Annotated in this window: 9 protein-coding genes and 1 pseudogene; 5 read left to right on the forward strand and 5 right to left on the reverse strand. The window is 42.7% G+C overall.

All coding sequences use genetic code 11. From position 1 onward, the window contains the following. From O6P32_RS02145 to O6P32_RS02160, 4 genes and pseudogenes are all read left to right on the forward strand, one after another. Complete coding sequence (locus tag O6P32_RS02145) at window positions 1-1,962, forward strand: SusD/RagB family nutrient-binding outer membrane lipoprotein (protein WP_269876532.1); 1,962 nt, start codon at window positions 1-3, stop codon at window positions 1,960-1,962. Window positions 1,963-2,200: 238 nt separating this feature from the next. Continuing rightward, window positions 2,201-3,490, forward strand: coding sequence for an alpha-L-fucosidase (locus tag O6P32_RS02150; RefSeq protein ID WP_269876642.1), 1,290 nt, complete (start codon window positions 2,201-2,203; stop codon window positions 3,488-3,490). Window positions 3,491-3,505: 15 nt separating this feature from the next. After that, window positions 3,506-4,573 (forward strand): annotated as a pseudogene (locus O6P32_RS02155) (carbohydrate-binding family 9-like protein); the annotation flags it as partial. Between the two features lie 99 nt (window positions 4,574-4,672). After that, window positions 4,673-5,914: a PNGase F N-terminal domain-containing protein gene (locus O6P32_RS02160; protein WP_269876533.1), complete on the forward strand. Its 1,242-nt coding sequence runs from the start codon at window positions 4,673-4,675 to the stop codon at window positions 5,912-5,914. A gap of 108 nt (window positions 5,915-6,022) precedes the next feature. On the opposite strand, the gene O6P32_RS02165 is transcribed toward O6P32_RS02160, so the two are convergent. The 5 genes from O6P32_RS02165 to O6P32_RS02185 form a co-directional block, all read right to left on the reverse strand. Next, a complete protein-coding gene (locus tag O6P32_RS02165; RefSeq protein WP_269876534.1) occupies window positions 6,023-7,888 on the reverse strand; it encodes an ABC-F family ATP-binding cassette domain-containing protein in 1,866 nt (621 codons plus the stop codon). 17 nt (window positions 7,889-7,905) lie between these two features. Continuing rightward, window positions 7,906-8,724, reverse strand: a complete 819-nt coding sequence (locus O6P32_RS02170) for a DUF3805 domain-containing protein (RefSeq protein WP_269876644.1) — start codon at window positions 8,722-8,724, stop codon at window positions 7,906-7,908. A gap of 69 nt (window positions 8,725-8,793) precedes the next feature. Beyond that, entirely contained in the window at window positions 8,794-9,171 is a 378-nt protein-coding gene (locus O6P32_RS02175; protein ID WP_178265824.1) for a VOC family protein, read from the reverse strand. Between the two features lie 21 nt (window positions 9,172-9,192). Further along, on the reverse strand, window positions 9,193-9,915 hold the full coding sequence (locus tag O6P32_RS02180) for an MBL fold metallo-hydrolase (RefSeq protein ID WP_269876536.1): 723 nt from the start codon (window positions 9,913-9,915) through the stop codon (window positions 9,193-9,195). A gap of 803 nt (window positions 9,916-10,718) precedes the next feature. Further along, a complete protein-coding gene (locus O6P32_RS02185; RefSeq protein ID WP_178265826.1) occupies window positions 10,719-11,096 on the reverse strand; it encodes a RidA family protein in 378 nt (125 codons plus the stop codon). 320 nt (window positions 11,097-11,416) lie between these two features. Here O6P32_RS02185 and rho point away from each other — a divergent pair, with 320 nt between their 5' ends. Continuing rightward, entirely contained in the window at window positions 11,417-13,384 is a 1,968-nt protein-coding gene (gene rho, locus O6P32_RS02190) for a transcription termination factor Rho (protein ID WP_269876538.1), read from the forward strand. Window positions 13,385-13,509 lie beyond the last annotated feature (125 nt).

A 13,509-nucleotide genomic window follows, 5' to 3' on the forward strand; every position in this document is an offset into this window, starting at 1 on the left:
ATGAAGACAATCAATAAATTATTCTTAGGTCTCGGATTATTGAGTAGTTTTACAGCATGCTCAGACTTCGAAGATATCAATACAGACCCGACCAAGACTCCTATTGAGTCTACTTTGCCTGAATACTTTCTGAACAATGCTATCGGTAAAATTCAGATGGACCCAAGTACAGGCGAACGTGTCTACTACTTGAACTGGGGAGATGCAGCTCGTACTTTTGGTGAAGCCGGAATGTTGTCTGTGGGTCTATATGATGACTCCTATATGACAAATTTCTATTATCCTTGTCTGGCTTCTACTATTACTTATGTAACTACTGCCATCAACGAAGCAGCTAAACGCGCCGAGACAGAACCATTCTACAAAAATGTAGAGCAATTCAGCCGTATTTGGCGTGCAATGGTAATCGCACAGTTTGCAGATTCATTCGGTCCTTATCCTTTGAATGCTGCACAAGGAGAAAACCCGACATTCAACTCAGTAGAAGAAACATATTTCTTTATATTGTCTGAACTGCAAGCTGCAGCTAAAGCAATTGACACTTCTATCAACCCGACAGAAGACCAGGCAAAATGCGACCCTGCATACGGTTTCGTTGCAAGCAAATGGGTTAAATTGGCTAACTCACTTCGTATGCGTTATGCAATGCGTCTGACTAATACAAACAGAGCTAACGATGCACAAAAGCATTTCGAAGAAGCTTGTAAAGACGGTAACTACATCAAAGACCAGGCAGATATGTTGTGGTTCAAATCTGATAACGGATGGAATGATTACACCAGCCCTTATACCCGTACATGGAACTTGCAGGCTTTGTCTGTTACAATGGCTAACTTGATGAACAACTTCGGTGACATTAAAGTAGAAACACAACGTCCGGATTTGAAAGCTTATACGAAAGCTAACAATTACATGGGTATCCGTTACGACAAGCATTTTGTTGGTAATACAGACGATCCTGCAAAACAGTACTGGTTGGATGGTATTCCAGAATACTTGGATCCTCGTGCTTTGAAAATGTTCTGGATTGTAAACGACAACGATGCAGAAAATGCAATTCCTTCAGACAGAAAAGGAACATCCATCAACCCAGAAGGCAGTGAACTGCTTTTGGATGATGAAGGCAAACAAACTATCAAAGTCAAAGGTTCGTATACTTGGAACGGAGTTCCTACCGGTTCTTCTACAAGTTGGTCACCTACTCTGTCTAAGAACAGATTGATTACAACTGGAAGTGGTATCCGCTCTTGCTATCCGTTGTGGGGTAAAGAATACTGTACAGGTGGTGAAGAAGGATTAGGACGTGTAGTATTCTTCGGCGCATGGGAATCTTACTTCCTCGTTGCAGAAGCTGCTCTTCGCAACTGGAGTACCGATATGGGTGACAAAGCTGCTTATGAAGCCGGAGTACGCGCCAGCTTCGACTACTTCGGTATTTCGGAATATGCTACAGACTATCTTGCATCAGAAAGATACAACCGTGTAGGTACTTCTGTAAGTTACGACCATACTGCAGAACCGTCTTCATTCGCTACCACTTACAAAGACGGATACAACAACAATGCAGAAAAATCTGGTACATACAATTATCCTGATGCATCTAAGATTCTGTACAAAGGCCATAAGTTGAATGACAAACTGACTAAGATTATTACTCAGAAATATCTGGCACAGATGCCTTACTTGGTACAGGAAGCATGGTCAGACCATCGTCGTCTGGGTCTTCCGTTCTTCGATATGACAGCAAACGAAGCAACTGTGATGACAGGCTCGGATATGACTGAATGGAAAAACAACTCATGGCAGTCTGGACAGTCTTGGAAATACTATCCACAGCGTATGAGATATCCTCAATCACTGTTGACATCTGACGAAGCTGCATACAACCATGCAGTAGAATTGCTGGGTGGAAAAGACAACACAATGACTCCGCTTTGGTGGTCAATGGGTGCAAATCAATAATAACTTTATAAAAGCTATTATAGTCTCTAAAAGGCATGTCTTTCGAGGCATGCCTTTTTTCTTTTTCAGACAGTTTATAAAATATACCATCCGACAAGAGTCTTGTCCTTATTGCAAAAATTACTATATTTGCATATATATTGTAGGTATACTTTATTTTTATAAATCTTCTAATAACATGATCAAAAAACAAGTTGTGACGCTGCTTGCTGCATTAAGCTGCGCTACTTCTCCCATTATGGGACAGCAGAAAGCAAGCGAAATGCAAGATGAGCAAAAAGAAAAACGAATGGAATGGTTTGCAGATGCCAAACTCGGAATTTTCATTCATTGGGGAATTTATGCAGTAAACGGAGTTTCTGAAAGTTGGTCCTTCTTCAACAAGTACTTGCCGTACGAAGAATATATGAATCAAAAGGAAGGTTTTACTGCTTCAAAATACGATCCTAAAGCATGGGTAGATTTAATAAAAGAAAGCGGTGCACGCTATACAGTCATTACAACTAAACATCATGATGGTGTAGCACTTTGGGATACAAAAGCTGGAAATCTAAGTACTGTAAAAAGTACACCAGCCAAGCGCGACTTGATCGAGCCGTTTGTAAAAGAAGTACGCAAACACGACCTTAAATTAGGTTTCTATTACTCGTTGCTAGACTGGTCACATCCCGATTATCCAAACAAAACCCGTACAGAAGTACGATACAAAGACGATCCGGCACGCTGGCAGCGTTTTGTTGATTTCAACATGGCACAGCTCAAAGAGTTGAACAAAACCTGGAAACCTGATTTGTATTGGTTCGACGGTGACTGGGAACAAACAGCCGAAGCCTGGAACTCCAAAGGTATTGTCGACCTGCTCCGTTCTGATAATAAGAACGTAATTATCAACTCCCGTATTCAGGGATACGGCGACTATGCTACTCCCGAACAGGGTGTTCCGGTAGTTCGTCCGGAAGACAAATACTGGGAACTCTGCATGACTATGAATGACTCATGGGGATATCAGCACACAGATACCAACTACAAATCGCCATACATATTGTTGCGTACATTTGTAGACTGTCTGAGTATGGGAGGCAACCTGCTGCTTGATATGGCTCCGAAAGAAGACGGAACACTGCCAGAAGAGCAGATTGCCATTCTGAAGGAATTCGGACGCTGGACAAAAAAACACAAAGAAGCCATTTACGAAACCAAAGCCGGTATACCTAACGAACATTTCCAGGGATATACCACATTAAGCAAATCAGGAGATATCCTGTATCTCTATTTGCCTTACAAACCTAACGGTCCTATCGAAGTAAAAGGTCTGATGAACAAGGTAAACCGAGTATGGGTAGTAGGAAGCGGCAACATGCTAAACTACAAAGTATACAACAAGAACTATTGGAGTGAAGTACCAGGAAACCTCTACATTGATGTACCAGAACGAGTACTCGACCCACAGATTACAGTTGTAGCAGTCTTGCTGGATGGACCTATAAAACTGTACAGAGGTGCCGGTAAAGTAATTGAAAGTAACTAAACCATCAATAAACACATGAGAAAACAATTTGTATGCAGTTTACTTGCTCTGGCTGCTTTCACACAGGTTGGAGCACAGAATTTATTTTCGAAGTACGAACGTGTCTTGACATTGCCTGCCGGCTATGTATGCTACCGTACAGAAGGAAAGTTGAAAATAGACGGAAAACTGAATGAAGCAGACTGGCAGAAAGCAGAAGCTACCGCTACATTTGTAGACATCAGTGGAGAAGGCTTCCCGAAACCTTGCTACGATACATCTGCTAAAATGTTGTGGGACGACAACTATTTGTACGTAGCAGCAACCTTGCAGGAAGATGATATCAAAGCAAAACTGAGCCAGCGCGATACAATCATCTATTACGACAACGATTTCGAAGTTTTCCTCGATCCGGACGGTGACGGACAAAACTACTTTGAAATTGAAAACAATGCCAAAGGAGTAATCTTCGATTTGATGCTGGACAAACCTTACCGCTCGGGAGGAAACTTCCTGGTACAATGGGATTGCCCGGGATTGAAACTGGCCGTACATCGCGAAGGAACACTCAACAAGTCGAAAGACAAAGACAAACAGTGGAGTGTAGAAATGGCTATTCCTCATAAGGCACTGACTGTAAACTTCTCCAATCCTGGAGTAGCCGGCAATTACTGGCGCATCAACTTCTCACGTGTACAGTGGCTCAAACCCGGACAACGTGAAGAAAACTGGGTATGGATGCCTACCGGAAAGATTGACATGCACATGCCAGACCGCTGGGGATTCCTGTATCTGTCCGACAAAACTGTAGGACAAGGAACTGACGAGTTCAAGTATCCATACCACATGGCTACATACAAACTTTTGTGGGCGATGTTCTATGCACAGCAAGACTTCTACGCCAAAGAAAAGAGATACTTGCGTGAAAAAGAAAGTTTCTTCCTGACCGACGAAGAACTGAAAGGACTGTCTGAAGGAGCTGAAATTACAGTAGAAGCTACTACCCACACCTTCCGTATTGCCATCAGTGTACCGGAAGAGAATGTCCGCTATGTAGTAGATAATCTGAGCAAGTTTACCCGCGAACCGATTACAGCACAAAAATAAAATCTGATTTTGGGCTCTTAAGTTTATTGTTGCCTATACACATAAACTTAAGAGCTCGAAATTTATTAACCTGAAAGCATAAGAACTTAAACAAACATGAGAACAATCTTTATTCTTTTTTCTCTGCTGTTCACACTGACAGCAAATGCAGCCAACCATAAAGAACTACCTGCCAAAGGAAATCTCAATTTGCAGGTATTCAACAAGGCTAACGTACGTTTTCTTCCGGACACTTATGCCAATTTCTCTGAAGCAGACAATAATGGCATCATCCATCTGGTAAACGGACGTATCATCTTAAAGAAAATCCAGATTCCATCTTATCAGAGAGATGTAACAGTCAGCCTGAAACTGACAGTCGCTTCCAACGGTGACCGCTGGGACAAATCAGGATCTTGCTTTGTATTGCCAAAGAAATCGGCCATCAACCTGATGAGCATTGCACAAGGCAAACAAAAGTTTCCGGCTATAGACAGCACCAAACTGGAAAACCTTGTGGGTATCGTACCTGGTAAAAACTACCTGCCTACTATCGAATTGATGCGCTTCATGACTCCGTTTGGTGTAGGACATTACAGCCAGAACGACGACTCATTATCGAGCAAACGCCGCCCGGTATACATCCCGAAATGGGAAAAACAAGTACAATGGGAACAGGATATCACCGACTTGTATTCTGCTTTGGAAGGTGAAGTATATGTGGGTATCTTCATCGATACATGGACTCCGGAAGGCTATGTAGCAAGCATGGAACTGAACTTTAAGGAAAGTACTATCAGTTGCGACAAGCTGGTGCGCCGCCATGTAGAACCACTGATGAATACCGTGTACTACATCGGTCAGTCTTACCCCGACATCTTTGCACGCAAATCGGTATCGACCGACTTTGTATTGCCGAAAAATGCAAAGAACGTACGATTGAAATACATCGTGACAGGTCATGGAGGACACTCTGGTGGCGATGAGTTTGTACAGAAAAAGAATATACTCTCCATAGACGGTACTGAAGTGTTCAGCTTCATCCCCTGGAGAGACGATTGTGCATCTTTCCGCCGATTCAACCCGGCTACAGGTGTATGGTTAATCAAACGTCTGGCAGCTTACATCAGCGAGGATGGATACAAGACCAAGGAAGTAGAAGAGCCATTGGCTTCATCGGATTTATCTCGTTCCAACTGGTGTCCGGGTAGTGATGTAGCTCCGGAAGAAATTGCTTTGCCCGACCTTAAAGCCGGCAAACATACCTTTACGGTCAGCATACCTAAGGCACAGCCTATCAACGGCGACGAAATGAATCACTGGCTGGTATCAGCATACCTGGTATGGGATGAAGAATAAAAACAGCTTCATAGCATAAGCCAACCACATATAAAAAAGAGAAGGATTCCGATAGCAGCAAATGCTTCAGAATCCTTCTCTTTTATTTTAAGGATATGTTTAAGAATCCTACCCTTCTATCTCACTCAGTTCGAGCCAACGCATGGTTTTCTCATCCAGTTCGTCATTCAGCGCGGGCAAGCGTTTCGATTTTTCAGTCAGTTCGTCTACGCTCAGCGTACCACTGCATAAAGCTTCTTCTATCTGCGTCTTTTCGGCCTCAAGTGCAGCAATATCCTTTTCCAGCTGTTCGAACTCTTTCTTTTCCTTAAATGTCATCCGACGCTTGTCGTTCAGACGCACACGCTGAGTTTTCTCTTCCTTCGGTTTAGCCTCTTCCTTGTCGTGCTCAGCCTTAGCCAGTTTCCAGTCACGGTAATCCGAATAATTTCCGGGGAAATCGCGGATATCACCCTGTCCCTTGAACACCAGCAAATGATCTACCACCTTATCCATGAAATAGCGGTCGTGACTCACCACAATCACGCATCCCTTGAAACTCTGCAAGTACTCTTCAAGCACTTGAAGTGTCACGATATCCAGGTCGTTGGTAGGCTCGTCGAGAACCAGGAAGTTCGGATTCTTCATCAGCACTGTACACAGATACAAGCGACGGCGCTCTCCCCCACTCAACTTATACACATAACTGTGCTGCGTCTCGGGAGTAAACAGAAAATGCTGCAAGAACTGCGATGCGGTCAGACGTTTTCCATTTCCCAGTTCGATGACTTCTGCAATATCGGTAATCACATCAATCACCTTCATCTGCTCGTTGAACTGAAGCCCATCCTGAGAATAATATCCGAAGCGAACGGTTTCTCCGATATCCAAGGTACCACTATCCGGTTTTTCCAGCCCCATCAGAATCTTGATGAATGTAGACTTCCCGGTACCGTTATTTCCCACAATACCCATCTTTTCATAGCGTGCAAAGATGTAGGAGAAATCATTCAGAATCTTTAAATCGCCAAAACTCTTGTACAGATGATCGGCTTCGAATATTTTCGAGCCAATATATGATGCTTTTACATCCAGCTTTACATTAGAATCGTACGTACGCTGTTTAGCCACCTTTTCCAGTTCGTAAAAGGCTTCTTCACGATAACGGGCCTTATGCCCACGTGCCTGCGGCATACGACGCATCCACTCCAGTTCCGTACGATACAGATTATTGGCCCGTGCAATCTCGGCATTGGTAGCTTCGATACGCTCCTGACGCTTTTCCAGATAATAACTGTAATTTCCTTTATAGGAATAAATCTGTTTGTTGTCTATCTCGATAATTTCGGAACATACGCGGTCGAGGAAATAACGGTCGTGTGTCACCATCAGCAAACTCAGTGTACCCCGGTTCAGATACTCTTCCAGCCACTCTGTCATATCAAGGTCCAGATGGTTGGTCGGCTCATCCAGAATCAGCAAATCCGGTTCGGTAATCAGCACATTGGCCAAAGCCACACGCTTCAGCTGTCCGCCGGAAAGATGCTTGATTTTCTGTCCGAAATCACGAATCTTCAACTGCGAAAGAATCTGTTTGGCACGACGTTCATAATCCCAAGCCTTTTCGTGCTCCATCCGTCCCAGCAAATCTTCCAGTCCCGGATTGCCCGGCGTTTCCATACAGCGTTCGTACTCCTTTATCAGTTCCACCGTACTGTTTCCATGATAAAAGCAAGCCTCGAGCACTGTCAAATCCTCAGGATAGTTCGGGCTTTGTTCCAGATAGCCTACACGCAAATCGCGGCGGAAGGTAATTTTTCCTTCGTCGTATCCTTCTTTTCCCGACAGTATATTCAATAATGTAGTCTTTCCGCTTCCGTTTTTTGCAATCAGCCCGATGCGCTGTCCCTGCGCTATGCCAAAGGAGATCTGATGAAACAAAACCAAGTCGCCGAAAGACTTTGTCAAGTCTTCTACTTGTAAATAAGGAACCATAATTCAATGTTATATCATTACAATACCGATTCTACCTCTTCTTTGATGCGGGCATACTCTGCACGAAGATTACATTCCTGTCCGTTCTTCACCTTATTCCATATCAGAGCAGAAGGGTCTACCATTACCTGAGTATCGGCAAAGCGCAAGGCCGGATATTCTTTGGCACCATCTACAACGGTTACCCAGTCCATGCCATCCATTTCATTAATCAGTATGGCTCCAAATGCTACGCCCAAGCTTTCCCATGCCTGACGCTGGTTTTTGTTGAAGCGTCCGCTATCCATCACTTTCTGGATGCTGTCTACATCGGCTTCTACCGAAGTAAAATCTTTCGACAACTGCTTCTTGATGGTGCTTACAGCCCATTCGTAAGCTTCGTTTATCTCGTTGATTTCCAGCACGCGCACCGGAATTACTTCCTTAGCGGGTTTCTCTCCGGCTGTACGTACATGAAGTGTACGGATTATCTCCTCTGCCGGCTTCGGACTGTCTTCCTTTGCTACCGTAAAAGAGCACTCTATTGAAATTTCTCCTTTACCGGTCACCCAAATGTGTGAAGTATACCATGCTCCTTCCTCCTGAAAGCTTTCTATCAGATAAGCACAGTCCCAACTTCCTACAGTCACTCGCTTTGCACCTGCATTTTGTGCCATTTCATATTCAATGCACTCTTTGGCATAATTACGGCTTTCTCCCCGGTAAGCAGAGATACGGAAATTTCCCGTCCACTTATCCGGATTGTAGAACAAAAAACTATCTTCGGTATCTTCAAACTCACGCCAATCTGCGGGGTACTCCAATGAGAACCAAGAACCGGGAGCAATATATTTCATCATACTTATCGATTAAAGTTTTACCAGTTTTTATTGAAGAGAATCTGTATGCAGCATATAAAGACTGCCTTATTTTACAGGAAGGATTTCAATCCAGTAATCGTCCGGGTCGTTGATAAAATAAAGACCCATCTTTTCGTTTTCGAAGCATACGCATCCCATTTCTTTGTGGAATTTACGTACTTCATCATAATCTCCTTCTACACGGAGGCACAAGTGGCTTTCGTTTTCTCCTAACTCATATGCTTCAGTGTGATCGCGCAACCAGGTCAGTTCCAACAGGAAATTAGAATGGTCGTCTGCCAGATAAACCAGAATAAACGAACCGTCGGATGCTTCCTTACGGTGTGACTCATGCAGCCCCAATGCAGTCTGATAAAACTGGATACTTTTATCCAAGTTTGTCACATTAATATTAAAATGGTCGAATCGTCCTTTTACTTTCATATTCTTATCTTATTTTTGAAATTAGTCAATATGTTCTTGCTGCCCTCTCCGATAAAGCCTGATCATTGCTGTTCCATTCGCTTCGGCTACTGGTGCAAAGGCCGTTGCAGCCTCATAAGCTTCATCGAAGTGCATCGGTACAAAGATAGATGTTTTTATCTGTTCCACAAACTGACGCGGTCCCCGCATATATTCCCTGCCCAGACGGGGATCGACCGGAAACATAGCGACGTCCACTTCTGTTGTATAGCGACGGATATACTCCAGCTCGTGCAGATAGTTTTTCTCGTAACCTTTCCATTCCGCCTCGGTACTTTCGTCCATCCAATGCCAGTTGTTCAAATCGCCTGCATGAAATACTTTCTTCTCTTCTGCTTCAATCAGAAAAGATATGCCTACATCGGTCGAACCACACGCCTGCACATGTATCGTTTCGTCGTGATACTCATCACCTTTTTTAAGCCACAAGGCATCATCGGCTGCCGCACGTCTTCTGCGCAAAATATCTTTGGAGAAAATATATACAATATCCGGACGAGTTTCACGCCACTTTAAAACTTCCTTATTGAAATGGTCGGCATGAAAATGGCTGGACAATACATAAAAGCGTCCGGGACGGTGAAGCAGTTCTCTGTGAAGAATACCTTCCGTAGCACCGTCGGAATCTTCAAAATAATCGAGTACTACAGTAAAGTTTTCTCCCAGCAAGGCAAATCCGCTATGATATAAATAAATCAGTTCCATATATTCGATTTGATACAAAGTTACAAAAACAAGAAAAAAACTCAAAGAAAAAAGTATATCTCCCGAACTTCTTTATCTGACAAAATGTAAACGAATATACCTTTTCATTTTTACTGAAAGTACTTTTACAAAATGTCAAATCAGAGGCTTCTACACGGCCATATTTGGAGTCTGATAGGGAAGCGAACAAAAAGAAGAGTGTTTTTAATGATACAGAAAATACATAAAGAAAGGGAAACAGACTTATTTGCAGCATATACTACTCCGTTTCTCCTCCACATATTTATATTGACACAGAAAGCGTTATTTTCATGCCGTTTTAACAAAGAAAAATTCATCTCGTTTTCTATTGAAAAACCAAAAGAATTAGTTAATATATGTATATAAAAGCAATAAACTATAAAAAGAAAAGAGCTTTATGAAAAAGGAACTTACGCGACTGGTCACAAAAGCTTGCGTGACTAGTCGCGTAAGCCCACAATACCTGTATCATTTGCCTCCGATACCCGTTGTATTTTCTTATTTGAACAGTCAAAATCCTGCCATACAACATATAATAGAGACGATTTTCACTATCAGAAGAAGCTTTTTCCCTTCGTGAACGAAGGTTTCTCCCCAAAATGCAGTCAGCCAAACAAGCCATTATCCAACATTCAGACAGATATCTGCCCGTTTCATAAACAATCTGTCAAAGGGCCATTTTACACAGTATACGCCATTCCCAAAGCATAAAAAAGGCAGGAAGTCACTCTTCCTGCCCTTATTCTTTTCTATCAAAAATACGATGTATGTATGCCTTTAAATTATTTTACAGCAATACATTCAATTTCTACCAATGCATTTTTCGGCAATGCCTTTACAGCAACTGCAGAACGTGCAGGAAAATCTCCATCGAAATATTTAGCATATACAGCATTCATTTCAGCGAACAAAGACATATCTGCCAGGAAAACAGTAGTTTTCACAATATTTGCAGTAGTCAGTCCGGCAGCAGCCAATATATTTTTGATGTTTTCGAAAGACTGTGTAGTCTGTTCAGTAACCCCACCCGGAGCGAATTCTCCTGTAGCCGGATCAACTGGGAGCTGACCTGAAACAAAAACCATTCCATTTGCTTCGATAGCCTGGCTATATGGACCAATAGCAGCAGGAGCTTTCTCTGTAAAAATAACCTTTTTCATACTCTGATATTTGTTTATTAATAAGATTTCATCGGCTAAATTACGACAATTATCTCAATTATTATCTACCGACACAAAAAAAGTCGTTTTTATTAGCATATATGATAAAAAAACACTACTTTTGTAAATGTGAAGATACAGAAAGGCCTGATAATGTCTTTTTACCATATCTTTTACTTCCAAATAAATCAACGAATAACAATCATTAAAAAAAACTCGTAACTACCTCCCCGGTATAATTAAGACAGAACAAAGTTTCTGCCAAAACCATTCGTTATGCCTTGAGGTATTACCTAAATTCATTACACACATATATTATTATGTATAACATCATTCAATTAAACGACAAAGATTTGTCTGAATTGCAAGAAATCGCCAAAGAGTTGGGATTGAAGAAAACCAGTTCTCTCCGCAAGGAAGAATTAGTTTACCGCATTTTGGACGAACAGGCTATTGTCGGTGCTACTCAAAAAGCCGCAGCCAATAAAAACAACGAGGAACGTCAGCCGCGCAAGCGTTCACGCATCAGCGTAAAAAAAGAAGGAGATAAAGTATATACAGCGACAAAAGACAAAGCACAAAAACTGGAAGCAAACACTCCTCCCCTTCCTACTCCGGCTCCCTTGTTCAAAGATGATATTCCTGCTCCAAGCATAACTACTACTTCTACTCCGGAAACAACTCCTGATACAGCAACTGCCACAACCGAAAAACCAAAAGCAAAAAGGGGACGCAAACCTGGCAGCAAAAATAAATCGACTCTGGAGAAAGAAGCTGCACAGAAAAAAACAACCGAAATTCCGGTTATGATAAAGGAAGAAGACGAACTTCCTCCTCTGAATCTTTCTGATGGAAATGATTTTATTCCAATAGAAGATCTTCCTTCTGAAAAATTTGAATTACCTTCTGAATTACTTGGCAAATTTGAAGCCACAAAAATGGAAACTCCGGCTCCTGCTCCTCAGGAAAAAGAAAACAAAGAAAAAGAAAATAAACCGGCCGGTAAATTCCAACCTCGCCAACAACGATATAACAACAACCGTAACCTTCCGGCCAACCGTCCACAACAAGGACAGCCACAAGCTGCTGCCCCACAACAGGCACAGGCAACCAACGCTCCTGTTGCTGTAGAACCAGCACCTGCAAAACCGGTAGAAAAGCCTTATGAATTTGATGACGTGCTGAAAGGTACCGGAGTATTGGAAATTATGCCCGACGGATATGGATTCCTCCGTTCCTCGGACTACAACTACCTTTCTTCTCCCGATGACATTTATGTTTCTCAATCACAAATCAAACTGTTCGGTCTGAAAACCGGCGATGTGGTAGAAGGAACAATCCGTCCGCCTAAAGAAGGAGAAAAATACTTCCCGCTGGTAAAGGTATTTACTATTAACGGACTGGATCCGAACCTGGTGCGCGACCGTATCCCGTTCGATCATCTGACTCCGTTGTTCCCTGAAGAAAAATTCAAACTTTGCAAAGGATATAACGACAACTTATCTGCCCGTGTAGTGGATTTGTTCTCTCCTATCGGAAAAGGACAGCGTGCCTTAATCGTAGCGCAGCCTAAAACCGGTAAGACCATCCTGATGAAGGATATTGCCAATGCCATCGCAGCCAATCATCCGGAAGTCTATATGATTATGTTGCTGATTGACGAACGCCCGGAAGAAGTAACCGACATGGCACGCAGCGTCAATGCAGAAGTAATCGCTTCTACTTTCGATGAACCGGCAGAACGTCACGTAAAAATTGCAGGTATCGTACTGGAAAAAGCAAAACGTATGGTGGAATGCGGACACGATGTGGTAATTTTCCTCGACTCTATCACTCGTCTGGCACGTGCATACAATACGGTATCTCCGGCATCGGGTAAAGTACTTTCGGGTGGTGTGGATGCCAATGCACTGCATAAACCGAAACGTTTCTTCGGAGCAGCCCGTAATATCGAAGGAGGTGGTTCGCTTACCATCATTGCAACTGCCTTGATTGATACCGGTTCGAAGATGGACGAAGTAATCTTTGAAGAGTTCAAGGGTACAGGTAATATGGAACTCCAGCTCGACCGCAACTTGAGTAACAAGCGTATCTTCCCGGCTGTCAACATAATCGCATCAAGCACACGCCGCGATGATCTGCTGCTGGACAAGACTACACTGGACCGTATGTGGATTCTCCGCAAATATTTGTCGGATATGAATCCGATAGAAGCAATGGACTTCGTAAAAGACCGTCTGGAAAAGACAAAAGACAACGAAGAGTTCCTTATGAGCATGAATTCGTAATTATTCAACGATACTATAAAAGCTCTGAAATGATTCAATTGCAGAATCATTTCAGAGCTTTCTTTTTTAATCGCTTTCAGGGAAATAAGTCCCTTACAATGAGATAATGTTCCCATATACTATAA

The sequence above is a fragment of the Phocaeicola acetigenes genome (assembly GCF_027529745.1).
In the GTDB taxonomy this organism is placed as follows: domain Bacteria; phylum Bacteroidota; class Bacteroidia; order Bacteroidales; family Bacteroidaceae; genus Phocaeicola; species Phocaeicola acetigenes.

Bases quoted from the DNA above. Each gene is read 5' to 3' on its own strand.
- rho (WP_269876538.1), top strand. From the start codon at position 11,417: ATGTATAACATCATTCAATTAAACGACAAAGATTTGTCTGAATTGCAA.
- O6P32_RS02150 (WP_269876642.1), top strand. From the start codon at position 2,201: ATGGGACAGCAGAAAGCAAGCGAAATGCAAGATGAGCAAAAAGAAAAA.
- O6P32_RS02160 (WP_269876533.1), top strand. From the start codon at position 4,673: ATGAGAACAATCTTTATTCTTTTTTCTCTGCTGTTCACACTGACAGCA.
- O6P32_RS02180 (WP_269876536.1), bottom strand. From the start codon at position 9,915: ATGGAACTGATTTATTTATATCATAGCGGATTTGCCTTGCTGGGAGAA.
- O6P32_RS02185 (WP_178265826.1), bottom strand. From the start codon at position 11,096: ATGAAAAAGGTTATTTTTACAGAGAAAGCTCCTGCTGCTATTGGTCCA.
- O6P32_RS02145 (WP_269876532.1), top strand. From the start codon at position 1: ATGAAGACAATCAATAAATTATTCTTAGGTCTCGGATTATTGAGTAGT.
- O6P32_RS02170 (WP_269876644.1), bottom strand. From the start codon at position 8,724: ATGAAATATATTGCTCCCGGTTCTTGGTTCTCATTGGAGTACCCCGCA.
- O6P32_RS02175 (WP_178265824.1), bottom strand. From the start codon at position 9,171: ATGAAAGTAAAAGGACGATTCGACCATTTTAATATTAATGTGACAAAC.
- O6P32_RS02165 (WP_269876534.1), bottom strand. From the start codon at position 7,888: ATGGTTCCTTATTTACAAGTAGAAGACTTGACAAAGTCTTTCGGCGAC.